The 19,689-nt window shown below is 73.7% G+C and carries 2 protein-coding genes; both read left to right on the top strand.

Annotated elements, in window-relative coordinates; all coding sequences use genetic code 11:
* Positions 1-94: 94 nt before the first annotated feature.
* A complete protein-coding gene (locus tag ACIOJD_RS25350) occupies positions 95-18,436 on the top strand; it encodes an amino acid adenylation domain-containing protein (RefSeq protein WP_401917724.1) in 18,342 nt (6,113 codons plus the stop codon).
* Positions 18,436-19,680: a crotonyl-CoA carboxylase/reductase gene (gene ccrA / locus ACIOJD_RS25345; protein ID WP_401917723.1), complete on the top strand. Its 1,245-nt coding sequence runs from the start codon at positions 18,436-18,438 to the stop codon at positions 19,678-19,680. The genes ACIOJD_RS25350 and ccrA overlap by 1 nt, the downstream gene beginning before the upstream one ends.
* The last annotated feature ends 9 nt before the right edge of the window (positions 19,681-19,689 follow it).

Here is a 19,689-nt window from a genome sequence, read left to right as displayed (position 1 = left end):
CACCGGCCCGGCACGGTCCGAAGGACACCCCCCACCCCCCGCCCGGCACCCGCCCGGGTGACGACCGACGTGTGAGCCCACTGGAGGACTCCGAGTGATACCCGACGAACGACCTGGTGGGCTCCGGTCCGGACTCGAAGACGTCCTGCCGCTGACCTCGTTGCAGGAGGGGATGCTCTTCCACTCCCTGTTCGACACCCAGGGGCCGGACGTGTACACCGTCCAGCTGTCCGTGGGCCTGTGGGGACCTCTGGACGCCCCCCGACTGCGTACGGCCGCGCAGGGGCTGCTGCGCCGTCACCCCCACCTGCGGGCCGGCTTCCGGATCACCAGATCGGGCAAGGCCGTCCAGTACATCCGCCGGGAGACCGCGCTGCCGTGGCGCGAGACGGACCTGGCGGATCTCCCGGCAGCCGAACGGGAGACGGCGCTCGGCCGGCTGCGCGAAGAGGAGCGGACCACCCGCTTCGATCTCGACCGGCCTCCGCTGATCCGGCTGGTCCTGGTCCGGGAGGCGGCCGAGCGGTACGTCCTGGTGGTCACCCACCACCACATCCTGATGGACGGCTGGTCGGCGCCGGTGTTCCTGCGTGACCTCATGGCCCTGTACGAGCACGAGGCCGACGCCGCCGCGCTGCCGCCCGTCACCCCGTACCGCACCTTCCTCGACTGGCTCGCCGCACGCGACCACGAGGCCGGGACGCGCGCGTGGCGTCGGGCGCTCGACGGGCTGGAGCGGCCCACCCTGCTGGCCCCCGAGGGCACGACGGGCACGGTGCGGCCCGCGCGGCTCGTCGAGGTCCTTCCGGAGCCGCTGAGCGCGGCGCTCCGTCAACAGGCCGCCGCGCATGGGGTGACCATGAACACGGTCGTGCAGTCGGCCTGGGCCCTGCTGCTGGGCCGGCTCACCGGCCACGACGACGTCGTGTTCGGCGGGGTGGCCTCCATCCGGCCGGCCGAGGTGCCCGGCGTACAGACCATGGTGGGCCTGTTCATCAACACCGTCCCGGTACGGGTGCGGCTGCGACCCGGCCAGACGCTCTCCGGCCTCCTCACCCAGGTGCAGGAGGCGGGAGCCCGGCTGATGGACCACCAGCACGTCGGGCTGCCCGACATCCAGCGGGACGCGGGGCTGGGCGAACTCTTCGACACCACCGTCATCTTCGAGAACTTCCTCGTCGAACGTGAGGGCATGGACCGGCCGGTCGACGGCGTGCGGCTCACCTCGGCGGAGGGCCACGACGCGACCCACTACACCCTCGGCCTGGTCGCCGCCCGCTCCGGCGACCGCCTCGAACTGCGCCTGGACCACCGCCCCGACGTCTACGGCGCCGCCGAAGCACGGACCGTACTGGAGCGTCTGCGGCGGCTGCTCGAAGCGGTCGCCCACACCCCGGACCGGCCCATCGGCGCCGTCGACGTCCTGGCTCCTCACGAGCGGCGCCTGCTGCTCGGCGAGCGCGACGGCACGGAACCCCCCGCCCCCGCCCGTTCCCCGGTCGCCGCCTTCGAGGCGATGACGGCCGCCACACCGGACGCCGTCGCCGTCGTCCACGGGGACGGGACCACCACCTTCGCCGCGCTCAACGACCGGGCCAACCGGCTGGCCCACCACCTGATCGGACACGGCATCGGCGCCGAGGACGTCGTGGCGCTCGCACTGCCCCGCTCGGCCGGGGCCCTCGTCGCCCTGCTCGCCGTCGCCAAGACGGGCGCCGCCTGCCTGCTCCTCGCCCCGGACGCTCCGGAGGCTTCGAGCGCTTCGGATGCTTCGAGCGCCCCGGATGCTTCGGAGGCTTCGAACGAGAAGAGAGCGGCGCTGCTCGCCGCCGTCCGCCCCGTGCGGCTGCTCACCACGGCCGGGCACCACGCTGCCGGGTTCCCCGCGCTCTTCGCTCCGTGGGGCACCGCCGTGCCCGTGACGGTCCTCGACAGTACGGTCACCGCCGGCCTTCTCGCCGGAAGCCCCGCCACCGACCCCCGCCCCGGCGACCTCGTCCGCCCGGCCGGGCCGGAACACCCGGCGTACGTCCACCACGACCCGGACTCCCCGGGCGGCCCCGGGAACGTGGTCGTGACGCACGGAGCCCTGGCGCACGGCCTCCTCGCCCACCTGGAGGGGGCATGCGCGCCGACGTCGGCGGACCTGGGCGAGCCCCGGATGCGGGTCGCCCACACCGCCTCCCTGTCCTCGGAGGCGTTCTGGCCGTCCCTGCTGTGGCTCTTCGCCGGACATGAACTGCACCTCGTGCCCGAGGAGACGCGCCACGACGCGAAGTCCCTGGGCGCGTACGCCATTTCCCACGGCATCCACGTGGTCGACATCACCGCCACCCACGCCCGGCGGCTGCTCACCGGGGGAGTGCTCGACGGTGCCGGTCACCGGCCGGGCGCGGTCGTGGTCGGCGGGCCGATCGGCGAGACCCTGTGGCGGGACCTGCGGGACTCCTGCGCCGTCGGCACGGGCCGTTACGGCTCCCACGAGGCCGGTGCCGGAGCGCTCCTGGCCTCGACCCGGGACGGCGACCGGCCGGTGATCGACAACCCCCCGCGCGGCACCCGGATGTATGTGCTCGACTCGGCGCTGCGGCCGGCGCCCGCGGGCACGGCCGGTGAGCTCTACCTCGCGGGCGGCGGCCTCGCCCGCGGCTACGCGGGACGGCCGGGCGACACCGCACAACGGTTCGTCGCCGACCCGTACGGCGCCCCCGGCCTGCGGATGTTCCGCACCGGCGACCGGGCGCGCCGGCGCTCCGACGGCACGCTGGAGCTGCTCGGCCGGGCCGACGGCCACATGGACGCCGGCGGCCGTCGGGTCGAGCTGTTCGAGGTCGAGGAGACCCTGCGCGAGGTCGGCGATCTCGCCCAGGTCTGCGTCACCGTCCATGAGTTCGGCCCCGGTGACCGGCGGCTGGTCGGTCATGTGGTGCCGCGCGCCCACGCCCGGACCGACACCGGCGACCTGCTCCGCGCCGTCGCCGCCGTGCTGCCCGCCCACCTGGTCCCCGACACCCTCGTCGTGACGGAGGCACTGGCGCTGCTGCCGACGGGCGCACCGGACCGCGCCGCGCTGCCGGCGCCGCAGGCCACCGGCGCACGAGAGGCGCGCGGCCCGCGCGATCCGCGCGAGGAGGCTCTGTGCGGACTGTTCGGCGAGGTGCTCGGCCTCGCCGAGGTCGGCATCGACGAGAGCTTCTTCGCCCTGGGCGGACACTCGCTCACCGCCACCCGGCTGGTCAGCCGCATCCGCTCGACCCTCGGTGTGGCACTGCCGGTCTCCGCCCTGTTCGAGGCGCCGTCGGTGGCGGCCCTGGCCGGACGTATCCAGCGGACGGAGGGGACCACGCGGCCACCCCTGACCCCGATGGCGCGCCCCGCGGTGCTGCCGTTGTCCTTCGCCCAGCGCCGGATGTGGTTCCTCAACAGGCTCGGCGGACAGGCCAACGCGTACAACATCCCGGTCGCGGTACGACTGCGCGGCGCCCTCGACCGCGCGGCGCTGCGCGCCGCCCTCGCCGACGTGGTCGCCCGCCACGAGGCGCTGCGCACCACGTTCCCCGAGGACAACGGGGTGCCACGGCAGGAGATCCGGGACGCGTCGAGCGCGGCGCCGCCGCTGGAGGTGGTCGAGACCGGCGAGGACGGACTCGGCCGCGTGCTCGCCGAGGTGACCGACAGGGGCTTCGACCTCACGACCGGACTTCCGCTGCGCGCCCGCCTGATCGCGCTCGGCCCCGACGAACACGTCCTCGTCCTGGTGCTCCACCACATCGTCTGCGACGCCTGGTCCGTCGGACCGCTCGCCAGAGACCTGGGGGAGGCGTACGAGGCACGCCGCGAGGGCCGTGCGCCCGACTGGCGGCCACTGCCCGTCCAGTACGCGGACTACGCCCTCCACCAGCACGAGCTGCTGGGCGAGGAGGACGAGCGGGACAGCCGGCTGTCCCGGCAACTCGCCTTCTGGACCGAGGAACTGCGCGACCTGCCGGAGAGCCTGGAGCTGAACGCGGACCGCGCCCGGCGCGGTTCGGACGGTGTGCCCGGCCGCAGTGTGCGCTTCACCCTCGACGCTGACCTGCACCGCGCTCTGGCGGCGCTCGCCCGCGCTCGCGGGGCGACGGTGTTCATGACCCTCCAGGCGGGCCTCGCCGCGTTGCTGTCCCGGCTGGGCGCCGGCGACGACATCCCCATCGGCACGCCCGTCGCCGGGCGCACCGACGCCGAGACCGAGAACCTCGTGGGGCTCTTCCTCAACACGCTCGTGCTGCGCACGGACACCGGCGGCGACCCCGACTTCCGGGAACTGCTCGACCGGGTGCGCGCCACGGACCTCGCCGCCTACGGCCACCAGGACCTGCCGTTCGAGCGGCTGGTCGAGGTGCTCAACCCACGCCGTGTCCCGGGGCTCAACCCGCTCTTCCAGGTCTCCCTCACCTTGCTGAACGGCCCCGACACAGGCCTGTCCCTGCCCGGACTGACGGTCAGCGCCGAGCCGCTGGACGCCGAGGTGGTCAAGCTGGATCTGCTGCTCAACCTCCAGGAGCGGCGCGGCCCCGGCGGGGGACCCGCGGGCATCACGGGCATGGCCCAGTACAACGCCGGGCTCTTCAGCCATGAGGCCGTCGAACTGCTGATGGAACGCTGGGTGCGGCTGCTGCGCGCGGTGGTGGCCGACCCGGGCCGCCCCCTCAGCCGCCTCGACCTGCTCGCACCGGGCGAACGTGACCGGCTGCTCACCGAGTGGAGCGGCTCGGGCCGGCGGCCGGAAGCGGAGTCACCGGCGCCGGTGCCGGTGCTCTTCGAGGCCCAGGCGGCCCGGACCCCGGACGCCGTGGCCGTGGAACACCAGGGCAACGCCCTCACCTACGCCGAGGTCAACGCGCGCGCCAACCGGCTCGCCCGGCTCCTGATCGCCCAGGGGGCCCGGCCGGAGCGGACGGTGGCCGTGGCACTGCCGCCTTCCGCCCGGACGGTGATCACCCTGCTGGCGGTGATGAAGTCCGGCGCCGCCTACCTCCCCCTGGATCCCGGGCTCCCCGCCGACCGCGTCGCGGCCCTGCTCGACGACGCCCGCCCGGTGCTGGTCGTCACGACAGGCGCCGCCGGGCCCTCGCTCCCCACGGGCGCGCGGCTGATCACCCTGGACGCGGCCGCCACCGTGGACGACCTGGCCGCGCGGTCCGCTGCCGACCTCGCCGACGCCGACCGGCCGGTCGCGCTGTCGTCCCGGCACCCGGTCTACGTGATCTACACCTCCGGGTCCACCGGAAGGCCCAAGGGGGTGGTGGTGGAACACCGGTCGCTGTCCTCGTACCTGCGCTGGGCGAGGGAGAACCACCCCGCCGCGGGCGGCGTCGCGGCGCTGCACTCCCCGTTCACCTTCGACCTCACGGTCACCGCGCTCTACACACCGCTGATCAGCGGCGGCCGGGTCCGGGTCGTCGACCTGTTCGACACCTCCGGCGCGACGGGAGACGTGGCGCCGCCGCCGGGGTTCGCCTCGTTCATGAAGGTCACCCCCAGCCATCTGCCGCTGCTGGCCGAACTGCCCGACGGGTACTCGCCCTCGGCCGAACTGGTCGTCGGCGGCGAGCCGTTGCTGAGCCGGGACTTGGCATCCTGGCGCCTCGCACACCCCGCGGCGACGGTCTTCAACGCGTACGGTCCGACCGAGGCGACCGTCAACTGCACCGAATACCGGATCGAGCCGGGCGACGAGCTGTCCGGGGTCCGTGTCCCCATCGGCCGGCCGCAGGGCGAGGCCGGGGCATATGTGCTGGACGGCCGCCTGGAGCCGGTGCCGGTGGGCGTCACGGGCGAGTTGTATCTCACCGGACCGCAGCTCGCCCGCGGCTACCTGGGCCGCCCCGCGCTCAGCGCCGAGCGTTTCGTGGCCAGTCCCCACGGCGGTCCCGGGACACGGATGTACCGCACGGGGGACCTGGCGCGCCGACGCGCCGACGGCGACCTGGAGTTCGTCGGCCGGGCCGACGACCAGGTCAAGGTCCGCGGTTTTCGCATCGAACCCGGTGAGATCGAGTCGGTGCTCGCCGGGCACCCCCGGGTCGGCCGCGTCGCTGTCACCGTGCGTGAGGACCGTCCCGGCGACAAGCGCCTGGTCGCGTATGTGGTGCCGGACGGGGAAGGCGGCCTGGCCCCCGTCCCGGACGAACTGCGCGCCCTCGCGGCCGAGAGCCTGCCCGATCACATGGTGCCCGCCGCGGTGGTGATCCTGGACGCCCTGCCGCTGACGGCCCACCGCAAGCTGGACCGCGCGGCGCTCCCGGCGCCGCGACAGGCCGCCGCGGAACACACCGCTGCGCCGCGCACCCCGCACGAGGAGATCCTGCGCGGCCTGTTCGCCGATCTCCTCGGCAGCGACATCGCTCTCCACGACAGCTTCTTCGAGCAGGGCGGCCACTCCCTGCTGGCCATCCGTCTGCTCAGCCGTATCCGTACGGCCTTCGGGGCCCAGCTCGGTATCCGCACCCTCTTCGAGACGCCCACCGTCGCCGGCCTCGCGGAGGTGGTGCGCGGCGCAGGGACGGGATCCCGGCCCGCGCTGGTCGCGGCACACCGGCCCGACCCCCTCCCGCTGTCCTACGCGCAGCGACGCCTGTGGTTCATCAACCGGCTCGACCCGGCCGGTCCGCTCTACAACGTCCCGCTGCGGCTGCGGATGCGCGGACCACTGGACCCGGCGGCGCTGCGCGCGGCGCTCGCCGATGTCGTCGCACGCCACGAGAGCCTGCGCACCGTCATCCCCGAGACCGAGGGGGAACCCCGTCAGCGGATCCTCGACCCGCTCACCGCGACCGGGACACTCCTGCGGATCAGGGACATCGACGCGGGCGAACTGGAAGAAGCGGTGGGCGAGAGCGTCGGCGAGGGCTTCGACCTGACGGTCCACTGCCCCGTGCGCGCCACCCTCCTCACACTGTCGCCGCACGAGCACGTACTGGTCGTGGTGGTGCACCACATCGCCTGCGACGCCTGGTCGATGGGCGTGCTCGGCGCCGATCTGACCGCCGCGTACGCGGCGCGCGCCGCCGGAGCCGCCCCACGATGGGCGCCGCTCCCGGTGGGCTACGCCGACTACACCCTGTGGCAGCGCCGGGTGCTCGGCGAGGAGGACGACCCCGACAGCGAACTGGCCCGCCAGCTGGCCCACTGGCGGCAGACCCTGGCCGGCCTGCCCGCCGAGCTGAACCTGCCCACCGACCGGCCCCGCCCGGCCGCCGGGACGGCGCGCGGAGGACGCCTGCGGTTCGGCCTCGACGCCGAGTCGCACCGCGGCCTGCTGGCACTCGCCCGGGAGACCGGCACCAGCCTCTTCATGGTGCTCCAGGCGGCGCTGGCCACCCTGCTGAACGGACTCGGCGCGGGCGACGACATCCCGATCGGCGCACCGGTCACGGGCCGCTCCGACGAGGCGCTGGACGAGGTGGTCGGCTTCTTCCTCAACACCCTCGTGCTGCGTACCGACACCTCGGGCGCCCCGACCTTCCGCGAACTGCTGGCCCGGGTCCGGGAGTGCGACCTCGCGGCCTACGAGCACCAGGACCTGCCGTTCGAGCGGCTGGTTGAGGAGCTGAACCCGCAGCGCTCACTCACCCGCCACCCGCTGTTCCAGGTGACGCTGACCGTGCAGAACAGCGGTGGTACGCCACCGCGGCTGCCGGGTCTCGATGTCGCCGTCGAGGAGGGGGACACCCCGTACGCCCGCTTCGACCTGTCCTTCGGACTGGGCGAGCTGTACACCCCGGACGGGGAGCCCGACGGCATCGAGGGCGCCGTCGACTACTCGGCCGAGCTGTTCGACCGGTCCACTGTGACCGGCCTCGTGGCCCGGCTGGAACGGGTGTTGCGTGCGGCGCAGGCCGCTCCGGACTCGCGCATCACGGACCTGGAGATCCTGGACCCGGCCGAACGTGACCTGCTGCTGCGCGAGCGCAACGACACCGCGCGCGCACTTCCCCCGGCGCTGGTGCCGGAGCTGTTCGACGCACAGGCCGCCCGGGTACCCGACGCGACCGCGGTGTCGTGCGGGGGCGTGACCCTGACCTACGCCGGACTCCGGGCGCGGGCCGACGCGGTCGCCGCCGAGCTGGCCAGGATGGGTGTGGGACCCGAGTCCGTCGTCGCGCTGGCGTCGGCCCGGTCGGTGGAGTCCGTCGTCGGGATGCTGGCCGCGGGCAAGGCGGGCGCGGCGTTCCTGCCGGTCGACATGGACTTCCCGGCCGAACGGATCGCATACGTCCTGCGGGACGCGGCGCCCGCCGTGATCCTGACGACCGGGCAGGCACTGCCCGACCTGCCCGCCGGCCTCACCGCGCCGCTCGTGCTGCTCGACGGCGTCGAGCCCGCCACCGAACCGTTCCAGCCGGTCACGACCTCGCCCGAGCATCCGGCGTACGTGCTCTACACATCGGGCTCGACGGGACGCCCCAAGGGAGTGGTCGTCCCGCACCGCGCGCTGCGGAACTTCCTGCACGCGATGGAACCGCTCGTCGCGCTCACCACCGGGGACCGCTGGCTGGCGGTGACGACCTTCGGGTTCGACATCGCGCTGCTGGAGGTGTTCGCGCCGCTGGTCTCGGGCGCCACCGTGGTGGTGGCCGAACGGGACGTCGTACGCGACCCGGTGAGCCTGGGCCGCGAACTGCGCGAATGGGACATCACGCTGATGCAGGCGACGCCGAGCCTGTGGCGGGCCCTGCTGGAGGCGGACCCGCAGGCCGTACGGGGCCTGCGCGTACTGGTCGGCGGCGAGTCCCTGGACGCCGCGCTCGCCACCGAACTCTCCGGCCTGGCCGCGTCGGTACGGAACATGTACGGACCCACGGAGACCACCATCTGGTCGAGCGCCGCCCCGGTCACGGGCGAGCGGCCGGTGCCGATCGGCAGGCCGCTGGCCAACACCCGGGTGTACGTGCTGGACGCGGCCCTGCGCCCGGTTCCCGACTCGGTCCCCGGCGAGCTGTGCGTCGCGGGCGACGGCGTGGCCCGCGGATACCTGGGCCGGCCGGCGCTGACCGCCGAGCGCTTCGTCGCCGATCCGTTCGGTCCCGCGGGCACGCGCATGTACCGCACCGGTGACCTGGTGCGGTGGACGGCGGCGGGCGACCTGGAGTTCCTCGGCCGCTCCGACAACCAGGTCAAGATCCGCGGCCACCGGGTCGAGCTGGGCGAGGTGGAGGCGCGGCTGCGTGACCTTCCCGGGGTGACGGATGCCGTGGCGTGCGTGCGGGCGGCCCCGGACGGCCTTCCGTACCTGGTCGGCCATGTGGTGGGGGGCGGCGACGACCCCCGCGCGCTACGGGAGTTGCTCACCACGCGGCTGCCCGAATACATGGTGCCGTCGGCAGTGCTGACACTGGACGCACTTCCGCTGACACCGAACGGGAAGGTGGACCGCGAGGCGCTTCCCCGGACTCTGGGCCCGCGCCCGGCCGGCCGGGCTCCCCGCACCCCCGGCGAGCGGATCCTGCGCGACCTGTACGCCGACATCCTCGGCCTCGACACGGTCGGCATCGACGACGGATTCTTCGACCTCGGCGGGCACTCGCTGCTGGCCACCAGACTGGTGTCCCGCATCCGGGCGGCACTCGGCGTGGACGTGCCGGTACGCGCCGTCTTCGAAGCCCCCGCCGTTGCCCAACTGGCGGCCCGCGTCGGACAGGCGGACCGGGCCCGCGAACCCCTGGGGCCCCGGCCCCGGCCGGCCCGGCTGCCCCTGTCGTACGCGCAGCGCCGCCTCTGGGCGCTGAGCCGGCTCGCCGGCCCCGGCCCGCTGTACACCATCCCCCTGGTGATCAGACTGCGTGGCGCCGTGGACCGCGACGCCATGCGGGCCGCACTCGCCGATGTGGTGGCCCGGCACGAGAGCCTGCGGACCGTCTTCCCCGAACGCGACGGCGAACCCTGCCAGGTGGTGCTCGCCCCCGAAGCGGTACGCACACGGCTGACGGTCGTCGAGACCGGTCCCTCCGGCGTCGAACGAGCGGTACTCGCCGCGCGCGCCCACGAGTTCGACCTGGCGAGCCAGACGCCGCTACGGGCCACACTGCTGGTCACCGGCCCGGACACCTGCGTTCTCGTACTCGTACTGCACCACATCGCCGCCGACGCCGGATCCCTGCGGCCGCTGCTGCGCGATCTGTCCCTGGCCTACGAGGCCCGCCGCACCGGTGACGCCCCCCGGTGGAAGCCGCTGCCCGTCCAGTACGCGGACTACACGCTCTGGCAGCGCGCACACCTCGGCGACGACAGCGACCCCGGCAGCGAGCTGTCCCGCCGGCTCGGCTACTGGAGGGAAACCCTCGCGGGACTGCCGGAAGAGCTGACCCTGCCCACCGACCGGCCCCGCCCCCCGGAGCCCAGCCACCGGGGCGGTGTGGTGCCCTTCGCACTGGAGCCACGGCTCCACCGGGCACTGCTCGCACTGGCCCGCGCGCACGGGGCGACGGCGTTCATGGTGCTGCACGCCGCGCTCGCCGCCCTGCTGTCCCGCTCCGGCGCGGGATCGGACATCCCCGTCGGAACCGCGCTGGCCGGGCGCGACGACGAGGCGCTCGACGGACTTATCGGCTTCTTCGTCGCGACGCTGGTGCTGCGTACCGACACCTCGGGCGCCCCGACGTTCGCCCAACTGCTGGACCGGGTGCGGGACACGGATGTGGCGGCCTACGCACACCAGGACGTGCCCTTCGAGCGCCTGGTCGACGCCATCGGCCCGACCCGGTCCCCGGCGCGTCATCCGCTGTTCCAGGTGATGCTCGTACTGGACAACTTCGCCGCTTCCGACAACGCCCTGCCCGGTCTGCGCGCGGATGGGAGCCCGGACGGCGAACCGCGCCGGGAAGAGCCGGGGCGGGCCAAGTTCGACCTGTCGTTCCGGCTGGTGGAGCAGCCGTTCGACGGCGCGGCGGCGGGTGGCATGACCGGATCCCTCAGCTATGCCGAGGAACTGTTCGACCGGTCGACGGCGCAGGCGCTGGCGGCGCGGTTCGTGCGGTTGCTGCACGCCGTGGCCGCCGACCCCGGCCTGCCGATCGGCGATATCGAGATCCTCGATCCGGACGAGCGCCGGCAGTTGCTGCACGGCTGGAACGAGACCGGTGGACCGCTTCCCGGCACGCTCGTACCGGGGATGTTCGAGGCCCAGGTGGCGCGTACCCCGCACGCCCCGGCCGTGGTGAGCGGGGACGTCACCGTCTCCTACGCGGAGTTGAACGCGCGCGCCAACAGACTCGCCCGGTGGCTCATCGCGCGCGGCGCCCGGCCGGAGTGCGTCGTCGCGCTGATGGTCCCGCGCTCCGTGGACATGGTCGTCGCCGTCCTCGCCACCCTGAAGTCCGGCGCCGCCTACCTGCCGGTGGACAGCACGTATCCGCCCGACCGGATCGCGTACATGCTTCAGGACGCGCGCCCGGCGCTCGTCGTGACCACCGGGGCGGCCGGTGACGTCCTCCCGGCGCACACCACCGGTGACCGGATCGTGCTGGACGACCCCGCCGTGCTGGACGAACTGGCGGGCCTGCCCGCCACGGACGTGAGCGACACGGACCGCGCCGCCCCGCTCACCGGCCGCACCCCGGCCTACGTCATCTACACCTCGGGATCCACCGGGCGGCCCAAGGGCGTGGTGGTGGAGCACCGCAGCATCCCCAACCTGGTGGCGGCGCGGACCGGCCGCTACGGAATGGGTCCGGGCAGCCGCGCGTTGCAGTTCGCCTCCCTGAGCTTCGACGCCGCGCTGTCCGAGATCTGCACACCGCTGAGCGCCGGAGCCGCCCTGGTGCTGGGCCCGGCCGACATGCTGACCCAGGCGGACGAACTCCCCGAGCTGATCCGCCGGCACGGGGTCACGCACGCGACCCTCCCGCCCGCCATCCTGGCCCAACTGCCCGCCGGGAGCCTGCCGACCGTGCGCAACCTGGTCATCGCCGGCGAGGCCCCACAGGCCGGTCTGGTGCCCAAGTGGGCAGTCGGCCGCCGCATGTTCAACGCGTACGGTCCCACGGAGACGACCGTCTCCTGCACGATGGCGGGCCCGCTCCCCGCCGAGGACGGAGTGCCGCCGATCGGCGCCCCGCTGCCCAACCTGCGCACCTACGTCCTCGACGACCGGCTCCATCCCGTGCCCGCCGGTGTGCCCGGCGAGCTGTACGTGTCCGGTATCGGCGTGGCACGCGGGTACTTGCGGCGCCCCGCGCTCACCGGGCAGCGCTTCGTCCCCGACCCCTTCGGCCCCGCCGGAAGCCGGATGTACCGCACCGGCGACCTGGTGCGGTGGCGCCCCGACGGCCAGTTGGAGTTCGTGGGCCGCGCCGACGGACAGGTGAAGATCCGCGGCTTCCGCATCGAAACGGGCGAGGTGCGGCACGCGCTGGAATCCTGCCCCGGGGTGGGGCAGGCCGTCGTGGCCGTACGGGAGGACACGCCCGGCCACAAGCGCCTGGTCGCCCACCTCGTCCCGGCCCCCGGCGCCGCCGGCCCGGACCCGGCCGCGGTCAGGGCGCGCCTGGCCGGCCTGCTGCCGGACCACCTGGTGCCCTCGGCGTTCGTCGTGCTCGACCGCATCCCGCTGACCGTCAACGGGAAGGTGGACCACGCGGCGCTGCCGGCCCCGGCGGCTCCGGTGGCACCGGCCGCTCCCGCCGGCCACGGCGGCCGTCGTCGAGGCACCCGCCGCGAGGACCTGCTGTGCGAGGTGGTCGCCGATGTGCTCGGCCTGCCCGGCGTCGGCCCCGACGACAACTTCTTCCTCCTGGGCGGAGACAGCATCTCCGCCCTCCAGGTGGCGAGCCGGGCCCGCCGGGCCGGCCTGGCCGTCACCCCCAGGGACCTGTTCAGGCACCAGACGGTGGCCGAGCTGGCGACGGCCGTCCAGGAGATGGGCCCCGCGCGGGCCGACCGCGACGACGACGGCGTCGGCACCGTGCCGCCGACGCCGATCGTCCGCTGGCTGGCCCAGCGGCGCGGTCCCTTCCACACCCTCAACCAGTCGGTACTGCTACGTGTCCCGCCGCTGGGGCGTGTTGGCGAAGCAGCACCGTCCGCACCGGGACAGGAGCCGCTGACCACGGCGCTGCAGAGCCTTCTGGACCACCACGACGCGCTGCGCAGCACCCTGGTCGGTTCCGTCACCGGTGTCAGCTGGGGGCTGAAGGTACAGCCGCGTGGTGCGGTACGGGCCCAGGACCTCGTCACCCGGGTGGAGGCGTCCGGTCTCACCGCCTCCGGCCTGGCCGAACTGGTGACGGAGCACGGCGAGGCCGCCCGGCTGCTGCTGGACCCGGCGAGCGGGGTGATGCTGCGGGCCGTCTGGTTCGACGCGGGGCCGCGGCGGCCGGGCCGGCTGCTCCTGATCGTCCACCACCTCGTCGTGGACGGAGTCTCCTGGCGCGTCCTGGTACCCGACCTGATGGCCGCCTGGCAGTCGGCCGTCGCGGGCGAGGCACCGCGGCTCGCCCCCGTCGGCACGTCGTTGCGCCGATGGGCGCGACTGCTGCTCGCCGAGGGCCAGGACCCGGAGCGGGCCGCCGAGCTGGACCTGTGGACGGACATGCTCACCGGTACCGACCCGCGGCTGGGCGCCGGACCCCGTGACGCCGCACGGGACACGGCCGAAACCGCCGAGCACCTGACGGTGACACTCCCCGCCGAACTGACCGGGGCGCTGCTCGACACCGTCGCGGGGACATTCCACGCCCGGATGAACGAGGGGCTGCTGACCGCCCTCGCCCTCGCCGTCGCCCGCTGGCGTGAACGGCACGGCTGGGGCTCGGGACCGGACGTCCTGCTCGACGTGGAGGGGCACGGGCGCGAGGAGATCACCGAAGAGGTGGACCTGACCCGTACCGTCGGCTGGTTCACCAGCCTCTTCCCCCTCCGCGTCGACGCGGGACCGGCCGGGACCGACGACGAGTTCGCCGACGGACCGGCGCTCGCCGCCGCGCTGAAGCGGGTCAAGAGCCGCATGCGGGAACTGCCCGACAACGGCCTGGGGTTCGGCCTGCTGCGCTACCTCAACCCGGACACCGCCGGCCTACTGGCCTCCCTGCCCGCGCCGCAGATCGGGTTCAACTACCTGGGCCGCGTCAACGGGAGCGGTCCGGCGCCGGACGACGACACGGACTGGTCGCCCACCGCGGACGCCGGTGTGCACCTCGCGACGTCCGACGGGGCCATGCCGTTCGCCCACGCGCTGGAGGTCAGCGCCATCACCCGTGACCGGCCCGACGGGCCACGGCTGACCCTCACCTGCTCCTGGCCCGGGGCGCTCTTCACCCACGACGAGATCCGCGACCTCGTCGACACCTGGTCGCGGGCGCTGCGCGCACTGGCCGGCCTCGCCGAGCGCGCACGGCCCGGCGGCCTCGTCCCCGCCGACCTGCCCCTGGTCCAGGTCACGCAGGAGGAGATCGACGCCTGGGAGGCGGCGCCCGGCGGCCTGGAGGACGTACTCCCGCTCTCCCCGCTCCAGGAAGGGCTGTTCTTCCACGCCTTCTACGCCGACGACGGCCCCGACGTCTACACCATGCAGATGACGCTCGACCTGGAAGGCCCGCTGGACTCCGAAGCGCTCAGGACGGCCGGGCAGCGCCTGCTGGAGCGCCATGCCAACCTGCGGGCCCACTTCCAGCACCGCGCCACCGGACCCGCCGTCCAGGTGATTCCCCGTCAACTCCCGCTCCCCTGGGAGGAGATCGATCTCACCGGGCTGGACGAGCCGGCCCGGACCTCCGAGCTGTCCCGGCTCACCGACCGGGCCCGCGGCCACCGCTTCGACCTCGCCAGGCCGCCGCTGCTGCGATTCACCCTTCTACGACTGGCCGAGGACCGGCACCGTCTGCTGGTGGTCAAACACCACCTCCTGCTGGACGGCTGGTCGGTACCGCTGTTCCTGCGCGACCTCGTGGCGCTCTACCACCGGCCCGGCGACGGCGCGGCCCTGCCCCCGGTGGTGCCCTACCGGGAGTATCTGACCTGGCTCGCCCGCCAGGACGGGCGGGCCACCGAGGAAGCCTGGCGCCGCGCCCTGTCCGGGGCGAGCGAACCCACCCTGCTGGCCCCCGCCGGCTCCGGCGCCCCGACCGAACTGCCCCTGGTGGCCGACCGCGTCCTGCCCGAACCGCTCACGGCCGCGCTACAGGACCAGGCGGCCACGTCCGCCGTCACCCTCAGCACCCTGCTGCACTGCGCGTGGGCGGTCCTGACCGGCCGCATGCTCGGCCGCGACGACGTGGTGTTCGGCACCACCGTGTCCGGCAGGCCCCCCGAGATCCCCGGCATCGAGACCATGGTCGGCCTGTTCATCAACACCCTGCCGGTACGGGTACGTCTCGACCCGGCCGAGAGCTGGCGCCACACCGTGGCCCGGGTCCAGGAGGAGCAGGCCGCCCTCAGCGACCACCACCAGCTCGGCCTGTCCCGTATCCAGCAACTAGCCGGAGTGGCCGAACTCTTCGACTCGCTCGTGGTGTACGAGAACTTCCCGGTGGCGGCCTCCGGGGACAGCCCGGCGACCGGACTGAGGGTCGTGGCCTCGGAGGGACGCGCCGCCGCCCACTACCCGCTGGCCCTCATCGCCACCACCGGCCCGGCCGGCCTGCGACTGCGCCTGGAGTACCGGCACGACCTCTTCGACCACGACACCGTACAGACCATGCTCGACCGGCTGGTACGCGTCCTGGAGCGGACCACCGCCGACCCGGACCTGCCGGTCGGCCGCGTGGACCTGCTGGAGCCCGCCGAACGGCGGCAGCTGCTGGACGGATGGCACGGTGCGGCACTCACCGTGCCGTTCGCGCCCGCCACGATCACCCGCGGCATCGGCGAGGCCGTGGCGCGGGGGCCCGAGGACACCGCCGTGCGCCACGGCGACCGCCGGCTCTCCTACCGTGAACTGGACGAAGAGGCCGGCCGGCTGGCGCACCTCCTGGTCGCCCTCGGCGTGCGCCGGGAGACCCGGGTCGCCGTGCTGCTCGACCGCTCACCCGACCTGATCGTCTCGGTCCTCGCCGTCCTCAAGGCCGGCGGGGTCTACGTACCGCTGGAACCGGCCTACCCACCGGACCGGGTGCGGCTGCTGCTCACCGAGACCGGCGCGCCCGTACTGCTCACGGACGAGGCGGGCGCCGACCGGTGGTCGGCGGAGCTGTCCGGCCACGTCGACGTCGTCGCGGTGGACGGCGACCCGCGGCTGTCCGGCCTGCCCGGCACCACCCCCGACGTGGATGTGCTGCCCGACCAACTGGCCTACGTCATCTACACGTCCGGTTCCACCGGAAAGCCCAAGGGCGTGGCGGTCAGCCACCGCAACGTGGTGGAACTCGCGGCCGACCGGTGGTGGCGGCTCGATGCGGAGCAGCGGGTGCTCTTCCACTCCCCGCACGCCTGGGACGCCTCCACCCTCGAATGGTGGGTCCCGCTGCTGCACCACGGCGAGATCGTCGTCGCGCCGCCCGGCAGACTCGACCTCGACGCTCTCGCCAAGATGGTCGTCGAAGAGCGGATCACCGGACTGTGGGCCTCGGGCGGCCTGTTCCGGCTGCTCGCGGAGGAACACCCGGAGTGCTTCGCGGGCCTGCGGGAAGTGCGCACCGGCGGGGACGTGGTGCCGGCGGACGCCGTCCGCCGGGCCCTTGCCGCCTGCCCCCGCACCGTGGTCACCGCCGGGTACGGACCGACGGAGACGACCGTGTTCTCCACCCGCCACTCCCTGCGCGCCGGCGACCCCGTGCCCTCCAGCGTCCCCATCGGCGGGGCACTGGACGCAACCCGGACCTATGTGCTCAGCCCCGGCCTCGAACCGGTCCCCGTCGGAGTCGTCGGTGAGCTCTACCTGGCGGGCTCGGGGGTCTCACGCGGTTATGAGAACAACCCGGCCATGACCGGCGAACGCTTCGTCGCCGACCTCTTCGGGCCACCCGGCACCCGGATGTACCGCACCGGTGACCTGGTCCGCCGGCTCCCGGACGGCCTCATGGAGTTCGCGGGCCGCGCCGACGAGCAGGTGAAGCTGCGCGGCTTCCGGGTCGAACTACGAGAAGTGGAAGGCGCGTTGACCGACTGCGCCGGTATCGGGCAGGCCGTCGCCCTGGTACGTGAGGACCGGCCCGGGGACAAGCGCCTGGTGGGCTATGTGGTCCCGGACGCCGAAGGGCCGAGGCCGGACCCCGACGCGCTGCGCGACCACCTCGCCGGCCTGCTGCCGGACTTCATGGTGCCCTCCGCGCTGGTCGTGGTCGACGCGCTGCCGCTGACCGAGAACACCAAACTCGACCGCTCCGCCCTGCCCGCTCCCGTGTACGGGACGCGGCAGGTACGCCGGGCCCGCACGCCCCAGGAGGAGATCCTGTGCGAGCTGTTCTCCGACGCCCTCGGCGTCGCCGAGACCGGCATCGACGACAACTTCTTCCACACGGGTGGCAATTCCCTGTCCGCCGCTGCCCTCCTCAGCCGCATCCGGACCACCCTCGGCTCGCAGCTGAGCATCAAGGCCCTGTTCGCGGCCCCGACCGTCGCCGGGCTCTCCGCGTACCTGGAGTCGGGCATCGGCCCCGACGAGCACAGCGGCCTGGAGGTCCTGATGCCCCTGCGGCCCGTGGGGGACGCGGCGCCGGTCTTCTGCTTCCACGCCGGTGGCGGACTGAGCTGGCGCTACACCGGACTGCTGCCTCACCTGCCCCACGCCCACCCGGTCTACGGGCTCCAGGCGCGCGCGTTCAGCACCCCCGGCTACCGTCCCGGCGGCATCGAGGAGATCGCCGCGGACTTCGTGGCGCGGATCAGGAGTGTGCGGCCCACCGGGCCCTACCACCTTCTCGGCTGGTCCTTCGGCGGACTCGTCGCCCACGCGGTGGCCACCCGCCTTCAGGCGAGCGGTGACGAGGTCGGCCTGCTGGCGGTCCTCGACTCCTATCCGGTCGAAGGGAAGGAACCGTTCGCACAGAAGGAGGCGGGGGATCGCGAGGGCGGCGGCGCGGGCGAGGAAGCCGACCTCATGAAGGCGCTGCTGGAGGCGGCGAACGCCGGCTACGGCGACCAGGGGGAGGCGGTGACCGAGGAGTCGGCGGCCCGCGCTCTGCACGCCCAGGGCGACCCGCTGCTCGATGTGCTGGCCGAGAACGTCGGCACCGTCGTGCGGACGTTCCGTGACAACGTCCGGATGCGGGACGCGTTCGTCCCCGAGGTCTTCCGCGGCGATCTGGTCCTGATCGCGGCGCGGCCCGGCGGCCCCGGCGGCCCGGACGGTACCGAACGATGGCGGCCCTTCGTCGAAGGGCCCGTACACGGCCACGCGGTGCCCTGCGCGCACGAGGAGATGATGCTGCCGCAACCCCTCGCCGCGATCGGCCGGATCGTCACCGACCGCCTGCGCCACCACCACGGAGAAAAGCACCACCACGGAGAAGAGGACGCCTGATGGCGAGGGAAATCTACGAGCCGGGCGAGATCCCCCCACTGGGGGAGGTGCCCCGCTACATGTACGCGGCGCTCATCCGGCGCGACCGCTACGGGCAGCCCGCCGACGCGATACGGATCGAACCGGTCGAAGTACCGGCCGTGGGCCGGGGCCAGGTCCTGCTCATGGTGATGGCCGCCGGCGTCAACTACAACGGAGTGTGGGCGGCCCGCGGCACACCCGCCGATGTCATCGCCGCCCGGCTCAAACAGGGGGACCCGCACGATTTCCACATCGCCGGCTCCGAGGGCTCCGGTGTCGTCTGGGCGGTCGGCGAGGGTGTGCACGGGCTCGGCGTCGGCGACCACGTGATCGTGGGAGGCGTGCGCTGGGACGAGTCGGCCACCGATATCCGCATGGGTGTCGACCCGACGGCCTCCACATCCCAGCGCGCCTGGGGCTACGAGCTCAACTTCGGCTCGTTCGCCCAGTTCACGGTGGTCGACGAATACCAGTGCCACCCCAAACCCGCCCGGTTGACCTGGGAGGAAGCCGGCTGTTTCCTCGGCGGCGGCTCCACCTCGTACCGCCAGCTGTTCGGCTGGCCGCCGCACACCGTCCAGCCGGGAGACCCCGTGCTGGTCTGGGGCGGGTCGGGCGGCCTGGGGTCCATGGCGATCCAGCTGGTGCACCACTTCGGCGGAATTCCCGTCGCGGTCGTGTCCGACGACGCCAAGACCGACCACTGCCTGCGGCTCGGCGCCCGCGGGGTCGTCAACCGGCGCCGATTCGACCATTGGGGCCGGCTGCCGGACGCCGAGGACACCGCGGCGTTCCAGTCCTGGCTCCAGGGCGCGCGCGCCTTCGGCAGACAGATCTGGGAGACCCTCGGCGAGCGGCGCTCACCGCGCATCGTGCTGGAGCACCCCGGCCGGGACACCCTCGCCACGTCCGTGTACGTCTGTGACAACGCGGGGATGGTGGTGACCTGCGCCGGAACGAGCGGCTACAACGGGGACATCGACCTGCGCTTCCTGTGGATGTTCCAGAAACGGCTCCAGGGCTCGCACGCGGCGAACGTCCGGCAGACGCGCGCGGTCGTCGACCTGGTGGGCGCCGGCCGTATCGACCCGTGCCTGAGCCTGACCGTGCCGTTCGGGGAGATCGGCGCCGCCCACCAACTCGTGCACGAGAACCGCCACCCGTCCGGCAATACCGCGGTCCTGGTCAACGCCCCCGAGCCGGGCCTGACCGAGCTGCCCTGAACCATCCCG

Source organism: Streptomyces sp. NPDC088116 (assembly GCF_044741745.1).
In the GTDB taxonomy this organism is placed as follows: domain Bacteria; phylum Actinomycetota; class Actinomycetes; order Streptomycetales; family Streptomycetaceae; genus Streptomyces.
The sequence above is the reverse complement of the archived record's forward strand: the minus strand, read 5'-3'. Positions and strand labels throughout refer to the sequence as shown.

Bases quoted from the DNA above. Each gene is read 5' to 3' on its own strand.
- ccrA (WP_401917723.1), top strand. From the start codon at position 18,436: ATGGCGAGGGAAATCTACGAGCCGGGCGAGATCCCCCCACTGGGGGAG.